Source organism: Halosimplex halophilum (assembly GCF_004698125.1).
GTDB classification, from domain to species: Archaea; Halobacteriota; Halobacteria; order Halobacteriales; family Haloarculaceae; genus Halosimplex; species Halosimplex halophilum.
In genome coordinates, this window is sequence record NZ_ML214298.1 from 827,972 (window position 1) to 846,261 (window position 18,290).

Consider the following 18,290-nt stretch of genomic DNA (forward strand, 5'->3'; position numbering starts at 1 on the left):
GTTTACCCCCCCCACCCCCCCGCTCCCGACCCCCCCGCCCCCCCCCCCCCCCCCCCCCCCCCACGACTCGCACTCGGGACACTGCTGCTGTTCGGCCTGCTCGTCCGCTTGTTCGTCCTGTTTTTCCTCGGACTCCACGCGCTCGCGCTGGCGGCTCGGCCGTTCCATTGTTCTTATATAGACAAATTTTGGGGACATATAAACCCTTCGCCCGACTTCCGTCGCATGTCAGCCGACACAACGTCCGGAAACGCACATATTCGGCTTTTCGGCGGTCGGATTCGGCGTTTCACGGGAACTGGTCGGCTGGGAGACACGCGTCCGACGCGTGGCCGACGGCGGCGTTCACGGACCCGGTCGCGGGTTCGTATTGGCGCGTCGATACGATTCGCGGCCGGTCCGGGCGGCTGCCAGGCGCGCTCGCGGTCACTCGCGGCGCTCGACGAGGAACTTCATGTCGCCGGCGAAGACGGGTTCGCCGTCCTGGTTCGTCAGCTCGCTGTCGAGGACCACGAGCCCGGCGTCGTCGCGGCTGTCGAGTTCGCGGGTCTCGGTCACCTCGAACTCGGCGGAGACGGTGTCGCCGGCGTACACCGGCGCCGGGATGTCCATGTAGTTCATCCCGAGGAAGGCGACGACGCGGCGTTCGAGGAAGCCACACCGGTAGACGAACCCCGTCGCCAGGACGAAGGTCATCGGCCCCTGGGCGATCCGCTCGCCGAACCCGCTGTCGGCGGCGTACTCGGCGTTGGTGTGCAGTTCCGTCCAGTCGCCCGAGAACGCCGAGTGGAGGACGAAGTCCGCCTCCGTGACCGTGCGCCCGACGCTCTCGAAGGTCTGTCCCGCCTCGAACTCCTCGAAGTAGTGGGGCTCGTAGCTGTACGGCATATGGTATCTGTTAGCACCCCGAACGCTTAATTTCCGAGGGCGGGGGGACGCGGAACGGGGCAGGGCGGGGCGGAGCGGGACGGGGAACAACGCTTAATCGGGTCGGCGCTCGCATGTGGGGTATGGACGTAGCCGTACTGGGCGCGGGCGCGACGGGGCGCGGGATCGCGCAGTGTTGCGCGGCGGCGGGCCACGGCGTGACCCTCCACGACGACGACGCCAACGTCGTCATGGACGCGGTCGACGCCGTCGAGGCGGGGCTGGACGACGCCGTGGCCGCGGGCGACCTCGCCGCCGCCGCGCGCGAGGCGGCCGTCGACCGCATCGAGGCGACCACCGGGCTGGAGGGCGCGGTCGCCGGCGCCGACGTCGTGGTCGAGGCGACCGACGCCGACCGCGACGGGCGGCGGGCGCTGTTCGCCGACGTGGAGGTGGCCGTCGACGACGGGGCGCTCATCGCGACCAGCGGCGCCGGGGTGTCGGTGACGGCGGTCGCCGCCGGGCTCAGGAACCCCGGCCGCGCCGTCGGCCTGCAGTTCGTCGACCCGCCGGCGGCCCCGCTGGTCGAGGTCGTCGTCGCCGAGCAGACCACGGAGCCCACCCGGGAGACGGCCGTCTCGTTCGTCGACGGGCTCGGCCGGGAGGCCATCGTCGTCCGGGACACGCCCGGGTTCGCGGCGACGCGGCTGGGGCTGGCGCTGGCCGTCGAGGCGATGACGATGGTCGACGAGCGGGTGGCGGGCGTCGAGGCCATCGACCGGGCCACGACCGCCGGCCACGACCACCCCGTCGGCCCCCTCGCCGCGGCTGACGAGCGCGGCCTCGACGCCACGCTCGACGCGCTCGAACACCTCGAAGACGCCCTGGGCGAGCGGTTCGCCCCGCCGCCGGTGCTCCGGGAGAAGGTCGCGGCGGGCGACCTCGGCCGCAAGACCGGCGAGGGGTTCTACGTCTGGGAGGGCGGCGAACCCGTCGAGCCGAGCGAGCCCGACCCGACGCCGGAGCTGCGCGCCGAGAGCCCGACCGACCCCGACGACCAGCCCGCGCCGGAGGAGGGGTCCGACGGCGAACCGGGCGACGGTCCGGTCGGCGGTTCGGACGTCGACGGCCCGGACGGCGGCCCCGACGACTTCGGCGGCCCCGTCGGCCCGGGTGACGGATGAGCGACCGGGACGACCGAGGGGGTGGCGACGGGAGTGACGACGGGACTGACGCCGCCGACGGCGGCGACGAGTGGGACGACGAGCAGTGGGCCGGCGAGGGCGAGGTCCCCGACGACGAGGGGTGGTGGGGCGACCGCGAGGTCGACCTGAACGACGCCGACGGACGGGGCGACGACGAGGAGGACCCGGACATGGGCGACCTGTTCGACGAACTCGCGGAGCTGGAGGACAGCGTCGACTCCCACGAGGAGCGCGAGCGGGTCCGCGAGACGATGCGGATGGCGATGGAGGTGCAGGACTCGGAGGTGTTCGGCCGCGTCGTCTTCGGCTTCGACCGCTCGGACGCCGCCGAGGCGCTGCTGGGGTCGCTCCTCTTCGGCATCCCGATGTTCGTCGAGGGCGGCACGGAGGAGGTCGGGCAGTTCATCGCCGACCGACCGCACTACTTCCTGCTGACGAACGCGCTGACGGTCGCGCTCGTGGTCGGGATCCTCTACGTCGCCGACTTCCAGGACGTTCGCGTCCACAACCCGCTCCTCGGCTTCATCCCGCGGAAGTTCGCCGGCGTGCTCGCCATCCCGCTGGTCACCGCCGTCGTCGTGATGACCGCCTGGGGCCGGGTCGACTGGGCCGACCCCTGGCTCGCGGTCTGCCAGGTCGCCGTCGCGCTCGTCCCGATGGCCATCGGCGCCGCGCTCGGGGACCTGCTACCGGGATAGGGTCAGTGCTCGACGAACTCGATCAGGACGCCGCCGGTCGACTCGGGGTGGAGGAAGGCGACCTCGTGGCCCCACGCGCCGGGCCGCGGTTCCTCGTCGATGAGGTCGACCCCCGCGGCGCGGGCGCGGTCCAAGGCGTCCCCGATGTCGCCCGTTCGGAGCGCGAGGTGGTGGATCCCCCCGCCGCGACTGTCGAGGAAGTTCGGGATCGGTCCCTCGGCGTCGGCCGTCGGTTCGAGCAGCTCGAAGTAGCCGTTGCCCAGGTCGAGGAACGCGACTCGGAGTTCACCGAACTGTTCCTCGTGGGCGACCGAGGCGTCGAGGATCGCCCCGTAGCGGTCGATGAGCGCGTCGCGGTCGTCGGTCGCGATGCCCGCGTGGTCGAACTCCATACCCGGTCTTGGCCCGTTCGCGGCTTAATCCCGGCGTCGACCTCCGGAGTGTCTGTTCATGGTGCGAGCGTCTCCGTCGCTTCTGGTTCGGTCGACGTGGAGGAACGCAGCGAGACAGCGACCGCTCTCGACGGCGAGCGCTGAACGCCCTCGGCCCGCTCGCTACGAGGAACAGCACACATCGGAGACAGCAACCGATGAAAGCCCTCGGCCCGCTCGCGGTCGCTGAAGCGGGATATCCGCGCTCTCGGCACCGCCCGCGCGGATAGTGGCCCGCTCAGGCGACTAAAGTGGACGCGAGCCCGCCTCGCCCTTTCAGTCCACCAGGACCGCACCCGCACCGCACGACACCGCGACCGCACCGCACGGCACCGCAGACGGCCACACACCTCCCCAGCCGATTGCGCTCCGCGCGCCTACGGCGTGCGGTGCTCATCCCTCGCGCGGCTACGGTCGCGCGCATGAACGCGCGCTCCAGCGCGCGCCGACCGCACCGCACTAGCTCTCACCCGTCTCGAACGACACGGACCCGAGCGGGTTCGTCGTCGTCGGGAAACCGTGCGGTAACCGCCGCGCCGAGGGCTCACTCCGCCGTGGCGGCGTCGAGATTTTCGAGCGCGATGCCGGTCCCGGCGGCCATCCCGAGGATCGCCGTCGCCACCAGACCCAGGATCACAACGAGCGGTTCGGCGTCGGTCTCGACCGTTTCGGCGACGAGCAGCATCGTGAACGTGAACAGGCCGGCGAACGCGCCGGACCACAGCGACGGGCGCTTCCACGAGTCGACGCGCGATTTCAGGTCGAAGTGGGCCCTGGCGAGCAGGCCCAGGGCGACCGCGTAGACGAGTCCGAACGCGACGGCGCCGAGGTGGAGGCCGGCGAACTCCCAGGAGACGGCGGCGACGCCGACACCGGCGGCGATGCTCAGCGGCCAGTACAGGAGGGCACGCATACCTCCGGGTTGAGACCGCCGGCCGAAAAACGTTCCCGTGCGAACAGTTCGTGCGGTCGCGGTGGCTCCGGTCAGTTCGGCCGGTCAGTCTCCGTCGGCGCCGACGACGACGGTGACATCGTCGCCGTCGAGCCCGTCGGCGTCGGCCGCCACGTCGACCCGGCCGCCCTCGCGGTCCGCGCGGACGACGGCGATGCAGGTCCCGTGGTAGGCCGAGCGGGTCTCGCCGACCCACGGCTCGTCGCTGTCGAGGTTCCCGTTGTCGACGCCGGCGATCTCGCCCGCGCCGGAGACCGAGAAGGCGACCTCGTGGTCCGCGCGGGGGACGCGCACGCCATCGTCGTCGACGACGGTCGCCTCGACGTACACGAGGTCGCGGCCGTCGGCGGCGAGCGTCTCGCGGTCGGCCGACAGTTCGAGGCCCGCGGGCTCGCCCGCGGTCTCCAGTTCGTGTTCGTCGACGACCTCGCCGTCTTCCTTCGCCACGGCGCGCAGGGTGCCCGCCTCGTAGGGGACGTACCACTCGATGGGCCGGGGACCGTAGTCGTCGGCGCGCTGGGTGCCGAGGTACTCGTCGTTCTGGTAGAGATCGACTTCCTCGGCGTTCGTGAACGTGTAGACGTTGACGAAGCCCTGGGAGTCCTCGCGGTCGGGGAAGTTCCAGTGCTCGGAGAACGGCGGGCCGCTCCACGCCGGGCGACAGGCCGGGCGCTCCCGGTCGTGGTCCACGGCGGCGGCGAAGACCACGGGCTCGTCCGACCAGGCGGCCTGGTGGAACCGCCCCGAGGGCTTGATGGCGCCGGTGGTGTCGATCAGGCCGGTCGGCCACCCCTTGCTCGGCCAGTCGCGGGCCTCGCCGAGGTAGTCGATACCCGGCCAGAGGAACTGGCCGCAGACGTCGTCGCGCTCCTCCACGTCGTACCACGGGTTCCGCGGGACGAACGCGAGGGGTTCGTCGTCGGCCCCGCGGAAGAAGCGGCGGTTCTCGGAGCCGAGGATGGGCAGGTCGATGCCCGCCTCGCGGTAGTCGTCGTACCAGTGCTCCTGGTAGTTGCCGACGAGCACGTCGACGTGCTCGGCGACGCGCTCGATGTTCTCGACGACGCCCTCGGTGCCGTCGCCCCACGGCGGGTTGCCGTAGGTCACGGGCCGGGTGGGGTCCATCTCGCTGGCGGCCTCGGTGAGCATCGCGAGGTCCTCGATCATCTCGTCGGAGCCCTGGTCGAAGTTCTCGTTGCCGACGCTCCAGAGCACGACCGAGGGGTGGTTGCGGTCGCGGTCGATCATCGCCGCGAGGTCGTCGGCCCACCACTCGTCGAACCACTCGTCGGCGCCGACGTGGCGCCACTTGTCGTACACCTCGTCGACGACGAGGAAGCCCATTCGGTCACAGAGGTCGAGCAGTTCGGGCTGGGGCGGGTTGTGCGCGGTCCGGATCGCGTTGCAGCCCAGCTCTTTGAGCGTTTCCAGCCGCCGTTCGAGCGCGCGCTCGGTGACCGCCGCGCCGAGACAGCCGGCGTCGTGGTGGAGATTCACGCCCTTCATGTCGACGGGCTCGCCGTTGAGGAAGAACCCCCGGTCGGCGGTCCACTCGAAGGTGCGGATGCCGAAGGGAGTGACGTAGTCGTCGACGGGTTCGTCCCCGCGGTAGACGACCGTGCGGGCGAAGTAGCGGGTGGGGCCGTCCAGCGTCCAGCGGTCGGGGTCGGCGACCGAGAGGCGCTGCTCGAACTCGTGGCTCTCGGGGGCGCCGGGGTCGACCGTCGCCTCGCTCCCGGCGGTCGCCACGACGGACCCGTCCGCATCGACGATGTCGGTCTCGACGGCGACCTCGACCGGGCCGTCCTCGCCGTTTGCGACCTCGGTGAGCACCTGCACCTCGGCGCGCTGGCGGTTGACGGCGTTGGTCCGCACGTCGGTGCCGAACGGCGCGACCGCGACCGGGTCGGTCTCGACGAGGTGCACGTCGCGGTAGATGCCCGAGCCCGTGTACCAGCGGCTGTGGGGCTGTTCGCTGTTGTCGACGCGGACGGCCAGCGTCTCGCCGCCGGTCACGCCGAACTCGCTCAGGTCGTAGTTGACCGTCGAGTAGCCGTAGGGGCGGTGGCCGACGTGTTCGCCGTCGACGTACACGTCGAAGTTGCGGTAGACGCCGTCGAAGCGGACCGTGGGTTCGCCCTCGATGTCCTCGGGGAGCTCGCGGCGGTACCAGCCGACGCCCTCGGTGGCGTAGCCCTGCGAGGCGCCGCCGGGGTTGTCGGGGTCGAAGGGCCCCTCGATGCTCCAGTCGTGGGGCACCTCGACGCGCTCCCAGTCGCCGTCGTCGAGCGCGGGGTCGGCGCCGTCGTCGACGTCGCCGCGCGTGAACCGCCAGCCCGTCTCCAGGCGGCGCCGTCGTCGGTGCTCCTCGTCGGGACCGTCGTGCGTTGGCATACGCACAGGTCGCCCACCCGAGTCAACTAGCTTGCGGCATCGGCGGAGGGATCCGGGGTCGGTGACCGCGCCTCCGAGGCGCGGCGGTCGTCACGCAAGGTTTTAGCCCGGGCTCGCACGTACCCGGGGTATGGTGACGTTTCTGTCCGGCGGGACGGGCACGCCGAAGCTCCTGTCGGGCGCCGACGCCGTCTTCGAGCCCGCCGACGCGACCGTCGTCGGCAACACCGGCGACGACGTGGAGCTGGGCGGCCACCTCGTCTGTCCCGACGTGGACACCGTGCTCTACCTGCGGGGCGGCCGCCTCGACCGGGACACCTGGTGGGGGATCGCCGACGACTCGGCGACCACCCACGGGGAGCTCGTCGACATCGCCGAGGCGGCCGGGCTGGGGACCGACCCCCGCTACCTCGACGACGAGCGACAGACCGCGGGCCGGGAGATCGCCCGCTGGCGGCGGTTCTCCGGCGTCGGCGAGTTCATGCACATCGGCGACGCCGACCGCGCCGTCCACGTGACGCGGACGAGCCTGATCGACGAGGGCCACACCCTCACCGAGGCGACCCGACTCCTCGCCGACGCGTTCGGGTTGACCGTCGACCTGCTTCCGATGAGCGACGACCCCGTGGCGACCATCGTCCACACCGACTCGGGGTCGATGCACTTCCAGGAGTTCTGGGTCGCCCGCGGTGGCGAGCCCGCAATCGAATCCGTCGAGTTCCGGGGCAGCGAGGCGGCGACCGCGACCGACGCCGTCGTCGACGCGCTGACCGACCCGGTGGTGATCGGCCCCTCCAACCCGATCACGAGCCTCGGGCCGATGCTCGCGCTGGACGGGATTCGCGAGGCGCTCGCGGACACGCCGGTCGTCGCCGTCTCGCCGTTCGTCGAGGACACCGTCTTCTCCGGGCCGGCCGACGACCTGATGGCGGCCGAGGGCTACGAGGCCAGCACCGCCGGGGTCGCCGAGGCGTACCCGTTCGCCGACGCGTTCGTCCTTGACGAGGCCGACGGCACCGACCTGGACCGACCGGTCGTCCGCACAGACACCCGGATGGACGACGAGCGCGACGCCGAGCGGGTCGCCCGCGCCGCTCGCGAGGCGCTGGAGGGAGTTCGATGACCGGCGGAACCGACCCGGTCTCGACCGCCCCCTTCGAGCCCCGCGTGGCGCTGGCGAGCCTGAGCGGCCGGTCGGACGCCGACTGGGCGCGCGCCGCCGGCGAACTCGCCGGTGCGGCCTTTCTCGGCGGGATCGCGCTCGACGGACCGACCCGGGAAGCGGCCCGCGAGATGGTCGACCGCGACCGCGATGAGTTCCTCCCCGCCGACCCCCTGGCGTTCGTCGACGAGCAACTGGCCGCGCTGGCCGACGCGCCGCTCCTGGCGGGGTTCAACGTCCGCGCGAGCGACCCTGAATCGGTCCGCGAAGCCGCCGCGATCTGCGCCGAGCGGGGCGCCGTCCTCGAAGTCAACGCCCACTGCCGCCAGTCGGAGATGTGCGCCGCGGGCGCCGGCGAGTCGCTGCTGCGCGAGCCCGACCGGCTGGCCGAGTACGTCGCGGCCGCCGCCGAGACCGGCGCGACCGTGAGCGTGAAGGTCCGGACGGAACTCGCCGGCGTCGACCTGCCGGCGGTCGCAGGCCGAGTCGGCGATGCGGGCGCCGACATCCTCCACGTCGACGCGATGGACTCAGAGCGCGTGGTCGCCGACGTGGTCGAGGCGACCGACGCCGCGGTCGTCGCGAACAACGGCGTCCGCGACCGCGAGACGGTCCGCGAGTACCTCGCGTACGGCGCCGACGCCGTCAGCGTCGGCCGCCCGAGCGACGACCCGCGCGTCCTCCGGCAGGTCCGTGCCGCCGTCGACGAGTGGTTCGAGGGCGACTCCGGCGACCGCAACGACCGCGGCGGCTCCGGCGACCCCGGCGACGAGCCCCGGCGTCGCGCTCGGCCGACGGGCGGAGGGTCACAGCCGTGAGGAACGTCGCTCAGAACGCCGAACTCGCCCTGTTGCTCGAAGTCGCGGGAACCCCGAAGCCCGGCAACGTCGACCGCCGCCGGGAGTACGATGACCTCCGGTTCGAGCACTTCCTCGCCGGCGCTGTCGGGGCTCAGGAGGGGCTCCGGATGGCCGCCGACGGCGAGCCGCTCGGTGGGTCGTTCCAGCGAGCGATAGAGGGGATGAGCGAGCAGCGCGGCGGCAACACCCAGTTCGGCGCGATCCTGCTCCAGCTCCCGCTCGTCGCGGCTGCGGGCGACGACGACCGGGAACTGTCGCCCGAGGGTGCAACGGCGGTGGTCGAGTCCACGACCGTCGCCGACGCGGCGGGCTTCTACCGCGCCTTCGAGGCGGTCGACGTGGCCGTCGACGACCCGCCCGAGGACATGAGCGCGCTGGACGTGCGCCGCGGGGCCGACGCCGTGTCTGCGCTGGAGGAGCGCGGGCTCACGCTCGCCGACATCATGGAGCGGTCGGCCGACCGCGACGGCGTCGCCCGCGAGTGGGTCGAGGGCTTCGAGCGCACGTTCGCCGCCGCCGAGTCCATCGGATCGGGCGACCCCGACCGACCGGTCACCGACCGCGCCGCAGACGCGTTCCTCGAACTGCTGGCCGCCGAGGTCGACACCTTCGTCGTCACCAAACACGGCCGCGCGACCGCCGAGCGGGCGACCGAGCGCGCGCAGGCGGCGCTCGACGGGGAGGTCGACCCCGAGGAACTCGCCGAGGAGTTCGTCGCCGAGGGGATCAACCCGGGCACGACCGCCGACACGGTCGCCGCCGCGCTGTTCGTCGCGCTGGAGCGGGGGCTCGAAATATGACCGGGGAAACGGGCTGGCCCGTCGAACTCTCGGGCGTCGTCGAGTCGGTCGTCGCCACGCTCGGCCCGAACGACCGCTGGAACGTCGCCGCGCTCGGCCTCCACGCCGGCGACCCGGTCACTGCCCGCACCTACGGCCGCACGCGCACGCGGCGCAACTTCCGCGAGCGCGACGGCGGGGTCGTCCAGTTCACCCGCGACCCCGTCGCGTTCGTCGACGCCGCGCTCGCGGTCCACGAGGTCGACGAGCCTGTCCTCGACAGCGCCGACGCCTGGGTCGAGGTCGAGGCCGAGCGCGTCGGGAGCGACCGCGAAGGCGACACCGAGATAGTGACGTGGGAGCTCCGCCCGACCGACAGCGGCGTCGAGCGACGGGTGGTCCCGACGACGAACCGCGGCTTCTACGCGGTCGTCGAGGCCACTGTCGCGGCCTCGCGGCTGGACGTGCCGGGCTACGACCGCGGCACGTTGCTCGACCGGCTGGCGTACTTCGAGACCGTCGTCGAGACCGCCGGCGGCGAGCGCGAACGGGCCGCGTTCGACCGGATCGACGAGTTGGTCGACGCGGAGTGGTGATCTGACGTGGATCTTCTGCGGTCGACAAACCGATCACGAATGTGGCCTCTTTCGTCACCGCGAACAGCGTGAAAGCCCCCGATTGCTCCGGTCCCGGGGCTCGTTGCGCTCCTCGGTCGTTACACTCCCTGCGGTGCTTACGTCGCCCGGGTTCCCGGAGCAATCGGCCCCTTTCATTCCCACCCGCGTCGGCTGGCCGGTCAGTCTGTGCGGGCAGGAATGAAAGGGGCGACGCGTTCGACGAAGCCCGACGAGGCAAGCACTGGAACGAGCGAAGCGAGTGAAGCGCGCAGCGAGGCGCGCGAGTCGAACGCGTCGGGGCTTTCACGCTGTTTGCGGTGCTGGCGTCCCTGTCTGCTGCCGGAGTCCTCGTGCGGTCGCAAGTTCGCCCGACTCCGAGGCCGAAAGCATTTGGTCGGACGGTCCCGGACGGCGTGTATGGACTACGACGAGGCGGGGCGGGTCTGCCGGCGGATCCTCGACGCGGTGGGCGAGGCGGTCATCGCCGACGACCGGTTCCTGGAGCAGGTCCTGACGGGCGTCCTCGCGCAGGGTCACGTCCTGCTGGAGGACGTGCCCGGGACGGGCAAGACGCTGACGGCGCGGTCGTTCGCCAGCGCGCTCGGGCTGTCGTTCTCGCGCGTGCAGTTCACGCCCGACCTGCTGCCCTCGGACATCACGGGGTCGAACGTCTACAACGAGGCGACCGGCGACTTCGAGTTCGTGCCGGGACCGGTCTTCTCGAACGTCGTGCTGGCCGACGAGATCAACCGCGCGCCGCCGAAGACCCAGGCCGCGCTGCTGGAGGCGATGGGCGAGGGCCAGGTCACCGTCGACGGCGAGACGACGGCGCTGCCAGACCCCTTTTTCGTCATCGCGACGCAGAACCCCATCGAGCAGGAGGGCACGTTCGGCCTGCCCGAAGCCCAGCGCGACCGCTTCGTGTTCAAGCTCGCGATGGGGTATCCGGGGTTCGACGACGAGCGGACGCTGATCGACCGCCGCGCCGACCGGACGAGCAAGTCGCCGAGCGTCGACCCGGTGGTCGACCCGGAGACCGTCGGGGAGCTGCAGGCGGTCCCCGAGACCGTCTCCGTCGACGGGAAACTGCGGGACTACGTGGTCGAAATCGGGCGGGCGACCCGCGAGGACGACCGCGTCGACGTGGGCGTCTCGCCGCGGGGCGTCCAGCGGCTGTTCGAGGCCGCGCGGGCGGCGGCCGTCATCGAGGGGCGCAGCTACGTCGTCCCCGAGGACGTGCGCCGGGTCGTCCACGCGACGTTCGCCCACCGGCTCGTGCTGACGACGGAGGCGAGCGTCCGCGACGCCGACCCGGCCGACGTCGTCGACGACGTGCTGGAGCGGGTCGCCGTGCCGGCCGTCGACGAGTCGCGGTAGCCCGCCGGACCGGGTCCTCTCCGGACTATCGCAGCGCGCCGACGAGCAACAGGAGTCCGGCGACGACGACCGCGAGGGCGAAGGGGACGGTCGTCACGTCGGCGATGGTGGCGTTCGCGGCGACCCGGTGGGCAACCGCGGCGAACCCCGCGGCGCCGACGCCGACGGCGAGTGTCGCGCCGACGTGGACCGACTCGGGGGCGAGCGTGTCGGCGCCCCTGCCGACCTCCCGACCGAGCGCGGCGCCGTACTCGCCGGCGTCCCAGACGACGAAAGCGGCGACGACCCCGCCGAGGACGAGGGGTGGGCCGGCGTCCGCGCCGGGGGCGAACGCGGCGGCGACGAAGATACCGGCGGCCGCGAGCGCCGGGCCGGGCGCCGACTCGGGGAGCGCGCCGGTGCTCGCGACCAGCGCGAGCGCCAGCGAGAGCGCGGCGGTCATGCCGACGAGGACGGCCGCGAGCGTCGTGACGACGGGGAGCGACCCGTAGAACTCGACGACCGCGTCGGACTGGCGGACGAAGACCGTCTCGAAGCCGCCGGGGAGCGCGTCGGCGACGAACGCCAGCGTCGGTCCGAGGACGACCCCGTGGGCGGCGACGGCGAGCGCGACGACCGCGCCGCCGCCGACGAACGGCGTGAGCGCGACGGCGGCGTCGGCCGCGTCCGTCCGCGCCAGGCGACCGAGCAGCCAGACGACGGCGGCGGTCCCGCCCGCGACGAGGACTGTCGCGAGCAGCAGCGCGCGCAGTCCGTGGTTCGCGGTCACGGCCGCGAGGAGGTCGTAGACGCCCGGGGAGAGCAGCGACCGCAGGTCCGCCGGCGCGAGGACGACCTCGACGAGCGTCACCGGGAGGGCGAACGCGGTGACGACGAGCGTCCGGCGGGCCGCGCGGACGACGGCGTCGGCGGTCGCCTCGACGCGGTCGTCGGTCCGCGGCGTCGACAGCTCGGCGACGGGGAGCGCGTCGACGCCGCGGGCGACCGCCAGCGACGCCGCCGCGAGGAGGGCGGCGAACGTGAGCAGGTGCGTCCGTCCGGGGACCGGCGCGACGACCGCGCCGACGGCCCCGGCGACCCGCTCGGCGAGCGGCGCGAACACCGGCGCCTCGCCCGCCCCGCCGAGGCGGGCGAGGAGCGTGGTCAGGAGCATGAGCGCGGCGACGACCAGCGGGACGACGAACGTCTTGACCGCGAGCTTCGCGTACGCCCGGACCGTCGCCGGACGGAGCCGGCCCGCGGCGGTCGCGAACCCGCCGACCAGCGCGAGTGTCCCGCCGAGGACGACGACGGTGGCGCTGGCGACGCGGAGCCCGCGGGGGCGGATCTGGGCGACCTCCGGGACCGGGTACGCCGCGGCGAGCAGGGCGAGGAACGTGTAGCCGACGGCGACCGCGAAGCTCGCCCCGACGCCGAGCGCGAGCACGCCCGCGGCTGCGGTCGCGGTACCGCGCCACCGGTCGCGGTCGACCAGCCACAGGCTCGCCGCGAACGCCGCCGCGTGGGCGACCGCGACGACGGCCGGGAGCGTCGGCGCGACCCGTCCCATCAGCGCGACGGCCGCCGCCAGCGTGACGACGAGCACGACCGCGGCGCTGGCCCGTGTCGGCAGTTCGGTCGCCGTCGACTGCCCGGACCGGGCCGACAACTCGGTCCCGCCCCCCTCGCCGTCCGCCGGGGCGTCACGGTGGTCGTCAGCCATGGGATCCCCCCGGGAGCTTCGCCAGCGCGGTCGCCAGCGCGCCCTCGATGGGGTCGTCGCGGTCCCAGTCGACGGCGGTCGCGCCGGTCGCCGACACGTCCGCCAGCCGGACGGCGCGCTCGTGGCCCGCGACCCGCCGGCCGAGCGACGCCCCGCCCGTGGCGCCCGGGCTGAGGACCACGACGGGGTACCCGCGGCGGCGCAGGCGGCGGACGACGGAGACCGGCCAGTCGTCGACCAGCGGCGTCACGAGGACGACCCGCGCAGCCGGCGGGAACTGCGAGAACAGCAGGTCGACGGCGTCCGTCCCCCCGTCCGGCGTCGCTTCCCCCGGCGGGTCCGCCGGCCGCTGTCGGTCGGCCGCTCCGTCCCCCTCGCCCGCCGAACCGCCGGCGGTCTGGCCGGCAGTTCCGTCACCCGCGGTCCGGTCGACGCCGGCGGACACACTTCCGGACGCCGAATCGGTGGCGTCGGTGCCAGCGCCGGCCCCGACCGCTCCCCCGCCGGCGTCGGGGTCGTCGGCGACGCGCTGGACCGCGTCGAACAGCGTCCGGGCGACCGCGGTCGCGTCGTCGCGCTCGCCGTCGACCCAGGGGACCGGCCCCGCGCCCATCCGGACCGACGGGTCGGCGTCGACGCCGAACGCGGCGACGCTCGCCGTCACGTCGGCGGCGACCAGCGTCTCGTAGATCCGCTCGGCCGCGTAGCCGCACAGCGACGCCGCCGTGGGCGCGCCGGCGTGGGGCCGGACCCGCCCGACCGGCCGCGCGTCGACCGCGACGACGACCCTGGCGGCCCGCTCCTCCCGGTAGGAGACCGTCGAGAGCTCCTTCGTCTTCGCGAACCGGCGCCAGTCGATGCGGGCCATCGAGTCGCCCGGGCGGTACTCCCGCGTCGAGTGGAACTCCAGGCCCTCGCCGCCGCTGTCGGTCGGGTGCGTCCCCGCGCGCAGCGGCGTCGTCGACCCGGCCGGCGCCGCCGACACCGGGTCCAGCGACGACAGCTCCCGCTCGCCCGCCGCGGGGACGGTCTCGGTGACGAGGCGGTTCGCGCCCAGCGACCGCAGGCGGACGACCGGGTCGGCGAACGCGAAGTCCCCGCGCCTGGCCACCACGTCGTAGGCGACCGTCGCCGACTCGCCCGGCCTGAGGACGACCGAGCCCCGCGGCGATCCGTCGACGACCGCCAGGTCGTCCGGTACGCCGTCGACCACGCGCACGTCCGGTAGCGTCGCTTCGGAGACGTTCTCGACGGTGAGCCGGACCGTCACCCGCTCGCCGGGCGGCGGCGTCGCCGACGCGAACGACCGCTCGACCCTGACCGCGGCGTCGGCCGGCACCGACGAGACGGCGCCGTAGACGACGTACGAGAGCGGGACCGCCGTCGCCGCGAGCAGGAGCGGCGACGCGTACAGCAGCCCGAGCGCGACGAGCGCCCCGGCCGCGACCGCGCCGACCCGAAAGCGGTAGACGCGCTCGTGGCTCACGCCCCGTCACCCCCGGGATCCGCCCGTCCGCTCGCTCCCGGCCGGTTCCCCGGCTCCGACTCGGCGAGGTCGTCCAGCGCCGCGACCGTCCGCTCGATCCGCCGCTCGCGCTCGCGCTCGGGGTCGAGCCAGAGGCGGAGCCGCGACCGGAGCGCCGCGACCGGCCCGTCCGCCTCCGAGAGGAACGCCGCGGCCGTGCGGTCATCGGTCCACGTCCCCTCGGCGACGGCGCGGTCGGCGGCCTCGCGGTCTCTGCCCGCGCGGGTGAGGCGCGCGACGGCCAGCCGCCGGAGCCGGTCCTCGACCGCCCCGCGCGCTCGCTCGTCGCCGGCGACCGCCCGCTCGACGGACTCGTCGAGCTCGCTAGCTGCCAGGGTCCCCTCGGGCGCCGTCGCGGTCTCCGGCTCGTCGGCGAGGACGGCCGCGAACCGCCGGCTCGCCGCCGGGGACCCGCCGACCAGCTCCGACTCGCGCGAGCCCACGGCCGCCCGTAACAGCGAGAGCCCGACCGCGGCGCTCCCGGCGACGAACAGGTCCCGCGGTCCGACGGCCGCGGCCGCGTCCACCAGCGCCGAGAGCGGCGCCGTCTCGGCGACCGCCGCCGGCGCCGCGACCGCCAGCGCACCCAGCAGCGTCGCGAGGACGCCCAGCCCGCCCAGCGCCGCGCGGAGCACCCCGCCCATCAGTCCCCACCCGGCCCCCCGTCTCCGGTCCCGTCGGATCGGCGGTCGTGACCGGTCCCGGAACCACCGTGATCGGCACTGGCCTCGTCGTGATCGCCGTCGAGCGCCGACTCGATGCGTTCGATGGCACCCTCGACGGCGGGGACTGACTCGTCGGGCGAGCGGGGGCCGTACTCGACGGCGCGGAACTCGTCGCGCAGCGTCGCCACCGCCCCGGGCGGGAGCCCGTCGGCCGTCACCGCGTGGTCGGCCAGCTGCCCCGGCGTCTTCGTCCACGGCCGCCGGACCGAGACGTGCCCGAGGAACCGGCCCCACGCCTCCCGTATCGTCAGGTGGGCGTCGTCGCCGGCGGCGTCGCCACCTCGGTCCGCCGCCGAAGCGGCGCTCGCCCCGTTCCCCTCGGCCGCGGGCGCGCCGGGCCGGAGCCGCCGCGACCAGTCGGCCAGCCACGCGCCCAGCGCCGTTAGCAGCTCCGCCGGCGAGCGCTCGCCCGCGACCAGTCCGCGGAGCTGCGCCAGCGTCGCCCGGATACGCGCCGCGACCGCCACCGCACCGCCGACGAACGCCCGGACTGTCCCGCGAGCGAGCGTCCGCAGCGTCGCCGCGACCCGCCGCGGGACGGCCCGCGGATCGACCGACCGGCGAGCGACGCCGACCGCCGCGGCCGCGACCAGCGCGACCGCCGCGAGCGCGACCCCCGCCGCGTTGACCAGCGGGTTCGCGACCGCCGTCCGCGCGGTCTGGCCGCTCGCGTCGACCGCGACGGACGCCGACGACGCGAACGGGAGCGTGGCCGCCAGCGTCCCGTCGACGCCGGTCGTCCCGACACGGTCGCCGCCGAGGCGGACCGGCGCGCCGGCGACCGACTCGTTGCCCAGCCGCGCCGTCACATCGACGGGCGTGCCCGCGACCGGGAGCGGCCAGAGCGACTCCGCCTCGACGCGCAACCGGCCGAGTTCGAGCGTCCGCTCGCCGGCGACCGGGTCGCGGGCGACCCGCAGCGTGACGTTGCCCGGCGAGTCGGAGAGCGCGACGGTCGCCCGGCCGTCGGCGTCGGTCCGCGCCACCCGCTCGCCGTCGAGCGTCACCGCCGCGTCGGGGACCGCGACGCCGTCGACGGTCGCCGTGACGAGCACGGTCGCGTTCGTCCGGGCGTCCCCCGAGACCGACAGCGTCGCGTTCGTCGCCACATCGAACGACCGCGACGTGTTCTCGGCCTGTCGGCGTGGCGAACTCTCCGAGGCTCCGGCCGACTCCGGCCCCGACCCCTCCGCCCCCTGCCCCGACGCGTCGTCTGATCCCTCCCGCGCCACGGCGGCGGCGGTCCGGTCGTCGAACCACTCGCTCGCGGACGCGGAGGGCGCCGCCGGTTCCTCCAGCGCCGCCGCTCCACCGGTTCCGGAGCCCGTCCCCGTCGTCGTCCCGCCGGAGACGGTGACCGTCAGGTTCTCGGCGAACGGGACGCGGCCCGCGACCGTCCCGTCCCGGCCGGTCTGGCCGATCGGCTCCCCGTTGAACGCGACCGTCGCGCCCGCGACCGGCTGGGCGCCCGCCTCGACCGTCACCGCGACGGTCGTCCCGGGCACGGCCGTCCGGTTGAGCGACACGTCGTACCCGCCCGTCGGCTCGTCGGGGTCGTCCGACGGCGGCTCGTCCGGACCGCTCGGCGTCACCGGCGTCGGCGGCGTCGCGTCCGGCCCCGCCTGCGTCCCGGGGTCGGTGGTCGTTCCCGTCTCCTGCTCCGTGCCGTTCGCCCCGGGCTCGGCCGAGAACGTCTCGCCGGGGCTGCCCTCCTCCTGGGGCGCGTACCGTCCCGGCGCGTCGCTGTCCTCGTAGGCCGCCTGCTCGGCGCGGAGCCGCTCGGCGCCCGGCGTCGGGTCGAACCGGACCCACCCCACGTCGGCGAAGTACACCTCGACCCACGCGTGGGCGTTCATCGCCCGCACCTGGAACGTGTTCGCGCCGACCTGGCGCCCCGTCGAGTAGCCGACGACGTACCGCGCGGGGATCTCCTGGGAGCGCAGCATCGTCACCATCGCCGTCGCGAAGTACTCGCAGTAGCCCGCGTCCATCTGCGTGACGAACTCCCGCGCGACGTTGTCGCCCGACGGCCGCGAGACGTTCAGCGAGTACTCCTTGTTGGTCTCCAGCCACCGCTCGACCCGCGTCGCCGTCTCGTAGGGGTTCTCGGCGCCCTCGGTGACGTTGTTCGTGAACGGCCGCAGCGACACCGCCGTGCTCGGCGGCAGCCGCGTGTACCGCCGCTCGACGGCGTCGGGGTAGTCACGCCCCGTCGCCCGGAGGAGTTCGGGGTCCCGCGGCGGCGTCCGGCTCACGCCGACGTAACTGGTCCCCGCCGACAGCCGGTCGTCGGCGCGGGCCAGTCCGCCCTCCGTGAGCGAGACGCCCTCGGCGCGTTCGAGGTCGGTCGGCCGCCACACCGTCGGCGCCGCGCTGGCCGACTGGACGAGTTCGACGCGGTACCGGGTCTCCTCCCCCTCGACCGGCGCCGTCGCGTCGCTCGGCCCCGAGCGGGACCACCCGCTGCCCGTGTACGTGTCGTAGGCCCCTGTCCGCCAGTAGTTCGACTCCTGGCTCCGCACCCGGAAGTGGACCTCCGTGTCCTGCGAGCGGAACGGGCTCTCGCCGCGCTCCCCGACCGGGCCGCCGACGGACGTGCTGTCGCCGACGTTCAGCGCGCCGAAGCCGCTCGCGCTGGCTCCGGCCGCGCCGTTGCCCTCCTCGCCCGCCCGCTCCGCCGCGCCGGGCGGCAGCGGGATCAGCGACTCGGCGGGCGCGTCGCCCAGCCCGACCGACGCGGCCGCCGGGATCAGCGCCGTCGCGAGGACTGCCGCGACGACGCAGGCGGCCGCCAGCGCCACGACCCCGTACTCGCGGGTGGGTGCCGCCTCGCCGAACTCGAAGCGCTCGTCGGCGTCGCTCATCGGTCAGTCCCGGCGGGGAGGGTGAGGGGAAACGGTCCACTCCGGGCGATGCATTCACCGTTGGGTAGGCGGCCAGCGACAAATACTTCGTGGTCACACGTTCGCCTCGGGCCGCCTCCACCGGGTTCCCGC

At 74.2% G+C, this 18,290-nt stretch carries 15 protein-coding genes; 7 read left to right on the top strand and 8 right to left on the bottom strand.

The window, feature by feature from the left end:
• Positions 1-426 precede the first annotated feature (426 nt).
• Complete coding sequence (locus tag E3328_RS15160; RefSeq protein WP_135365459.1) at positions 427-888, bottom strand: MaoC/PaaZ C-terminal domain-containing protein; 462 nt, start codon at positions 886-888, stop codon at positions 427-429.
• A 122-nt stretch (positions 889-1,010) separates the two neighbouring features.
• Here E3328_RS15160 and E3328_RS15165 point away from each other — a divergent pair, with 122 nt between their 5' ends.
• Together E3328_RS15165 and E3328_RS15170 are read left to right on the top strand one after the other, a co-directional pair.
• Complete coding sequence (locus E3328_RS15165) at positions 1,011-2,051, top strand: 3-hydroxyacyl-CoA dehydrogenase family protein (protein WP_135365460.1); 1,041 nt, start codon at positions 1,011-1,013, stop codon at positions 2,049-2,051.
• 191 nt (positions 2,052-2,242) lie between these two features.
• A complete protein-coding gene (locus tag E3328_RS15170; RefSeq protein ID WP_135365746.1) occupies positions 2,243-2,770 on the top strand; it encodes a DUF2391 family protein in 528 nt (175 codons plus the stop codon).
• A 2-nt stretch (positions 2,771-2,772) separates the two neighbouring features.
• Here the strand turns inward: E3328_RS15170 and mce are convergent, their stop codons facing one another.
• The 3 genes from mce to E3328_RS15185 form a co-directional block, all read right to left on the bottom strand.
• A complete protein-coding gene (gene mce / locus E3328_RS15175) occupies positions 2,773-3,162 on the bottom strand; it encodes a methylmalonyl-CoA epimerase (protein WP_135365461.1) in 390 nt (129 codons plus the stop codon).
• 583 nt (positions 3,163-3,745) lie between these two features.
• On the bottom strand, positions 3,746-4,114 hold the full coding sequence (locus E3328_RS15180; RefSeq protein ID WP_135365462.1) for a hypothetical protein: 369 nt from the start codon (positions 4,112-4,114) through the stop codon (positions 3,746-3,748).
• An 84-nt stretch (positions 4,115-4,198) separates the two neighbouring features.
• Complete coding sequence (locus E3328_RS15185) at positions 4,199-6,547, bottom strand: glycoside hydrolase family 2 TIM barrel-domain containing protein (RefSeq protein WP_135365463.1); 2,349 nt, start codon at positions 6,545-6,547, stop codon at positions 4,199-4,201.
• A gap of 130 nt (positions 6,548-6,677) precedes the next feature.
• On the opposite strand from E3328_RS15185, the gene cofD reads away from it, so the two are divergent.
• The 5 genes from cofD (at position 6,678) to E3328_RS15210 (ending at position 11,342) form a co-directional block, all read left to right on the top strand.
• On the top strand, positions 6,678-7,670 hold the full coding sequence (cofD, locus tag E3328_RS15190; protein ID WP_135365464.1) for a 2-phospho-L-lactate transferase: 993 nt from the start codon (positions 6,678-6,680) through the stop codon (positions 7,668-7,670).
• Positions 7,667-8,527 (top strand): tRNA-dihydrouridine synthase, encoded by an 861-nt coding sequence (locus E3328_RS15195; protein WP_135365465.1) that lies wholly within the window; start codon positions 7,667-7,669, stop codon positions 8,525-8,527. Before cofD ends, E3328_RS15195 begins: the two co-directional genes overlap by 4 nt.
• On the top strand, positions 8,524-9,369 hold the full coding sequence (locus tag E3328_RS15200) for a triphosphoribosyl-dephospho-CoA synthase (RefSeq protein ID WP_135365466.1): 846 nt from the start codon (positions 8,524-8,526) through the stop codon (positions 9,367-9,369). Before E3328_RS15195 ends, E3328_RS15200 begins: the two co-directional genes overlap by 4 nt.
• Positions 9,366-9,944, top strand: a complete 579-nt coding sequence (locus E3328_RS15205) for a DUF447 domain-containing protein (protein ID WP_135365467.1) — start codon at positions 9,366-9,368, stop codon at positions 9,942-9,944. The genes E3328_RS15200 and E3328_RS15205 overlap by 4 nt, the downstream gene beginning before the upstream one ends.
• 438 nt (positions 9,945-10,382) lie before the next feature.
• Positions 10,383-11,342, top strand: a complete 960-nt coding sequence (locus E3328_RS15210) for an AAA family ATPase (RefSeq protein WP_135365468.1) — start codon at positions 10,383-10,385, stop codon at positions 11,340-11,342.
• Positions 11,343-11,367: 25 nt separating this feature from the next.
• Here the strand turns inward: E3328_RS15210 and E3328_RS15215 are convergent, their stop codons facing one another.
• Genes E3328_RS15215 through E3328_RS15230 form a run of 4 tightly spaced genes read right to left on the bottom strand, consistent with a single transcriptional unit; the run spans position 11,368 to position 18,158 of the window.
• A complete protein-coding gene (locus E3328_RS15215; RefSeq protein WP_135365469.1) occupies positions 11,368-13,044 on the bottom strand; it encodes a DUF7519 family protein in 1,677 nt (558 codons plus the stop codon).
• Positions 13,037-14,530: a DUF58 domain-containing protein gene (locus tag E3328_RS15220; protein ID WP_135365470.1), complete on the bottom strand. Its 1,494-nt coding sequence runs from the start codon at positions 14,528-14,530 to the stop codon at positions 13,037-13,039. The genes E3328_RS15215 and E3328_RS15220 overlap by 8 nt, the downstream gene beginning before the upstream one ends.
• Positions 14,527-15,213: a DUF7269 family protein gene (locus tag E3328_RS15225; RefSeq protein ID WP_135365471.1), complete on the bottom strand. Its 687-nt coding sequence runs from the start codon at positions 15,211-15,213 to the stop codon at positions 14,527-14,529. Before E3328_RS15225 ends, E3328_RS15220 begins: the two co-directional genes overlap by 4 nt.
• Positions 15,213-18,158 (bottom strand): transglutaminase TgpA family protein, encoded by a 2,946-nt coding sequence (locus E3328_RS15230; protein ID WP_135365472.1) that lies wholly within the window; start codon positions 18,156-18,158, stop codon positions 15,213-15,215. The genes E3328_RS15225 and E3328_RS15230 overlap by 1 nt, the downstream gene beginning before the upstream one ends.
• Positions 18,159-18,290: the final 132 nt, after the last annotated feature.

What these genes read in the sequence shown, in the direction of transcription:
- E3328_RS15160 (WP_135365459.1), bottom strand. Translation starts at nt 888, where the DNA reads ATGCCGTACAGCTACGAGCCCCACTACTTCGAGGAGTTCGAGGCGGGA.
- E3328_RS15165 (WP_135365460.1), top strand. Translation starts at nt 1,011, where the DNA reads ATGGACGTAGCCGTACTGGGCGCGGGCGCGACGGGGCGCGGGATCGCG.
- E3328_RS15170 (WP_135365746.1), top strand. Translation starts at nt 2,243, where the DNA reads ATGGGCGACCTGTTCGACGAACTCGCGGAGCTGGAGGACAGCGTCGAC.
- mce (WP_135365461.1), bottom strand. Translation starts at nt 3,162, where the DNA reads ATGGAGTTCGACCACGCGGGCATCGCGACCGACGACCGCGACGCGCTC.
- E3328_RS15180 (WP_135365462.1), bottom strand. Translation starts at nt 4,114, where the DNA reads ATGCGTGCCCTCCTGTACTGGCCGCTGAGCATCGCCGCCGGTGTCGGC.
- E3328_RS15185 (WP_135365463.1), bottom strand. Translation starts at nt 6,547, where the DNA reads ATGCCAACGCACGACGGTCCCGACGAGGAGCACCGACGACGGCGCCGC.
- cofD (WP_135365464.1), top strand. Translation starts at nt 6,678, where the DNA reads ATGGTGACGTTTCTGTCCGGCGGGACGGGCACGCCGAAGCTCCTGTCG.
- E3328_RS15195 (WP_135365465.1), top strand. Translation starts at nt 7,667, where the DNA reads ATGACCGGCGGAACCGACCCGGTCTCGACCGCCCCCTTCGAGCCCCGC.
- E3328_RS15205 (WP_135365467.1), top strand. Translation starts at nt 9,366, where the DNA reads ATGACCGGGGAAACGGGCTGGCCCGTCGAACTCTCGGGCGTCGTCGAG.
- E3328_RS15210 (WP_135365468.1), top strand. Translation starts at nt 10,383, where the DNA reads ATGGACTACGACGAGGCGGGGCGGGTCTGCCGGCGGATCCTCGACGCG.
- E3328_RS15215 (WP_135365469.1), bottom strand. Translation starts at nt 13,044, where the DNA reads ATGGCTGACGACCACCGTGACGCCCCGGCGGACGGCGAGGGGGGCGGG.
- E3328_RS15225 (WP_135365471.1), bottom strand. Translation starts at nt 15,213, where the DNA reads ATGGGCGGGGTGCTCCGCGCGGCGCTGGGCGGGCTGGGCGTCCTCGCG.
- E3328_RS15230 (WP_135365472.1), bottom strand. Translation starts at nt 18,158, where the DNA reads ATGAGCGACGCCGACGAGCGCTTCGAGTTCGGCGAGGCGGCACCCACC.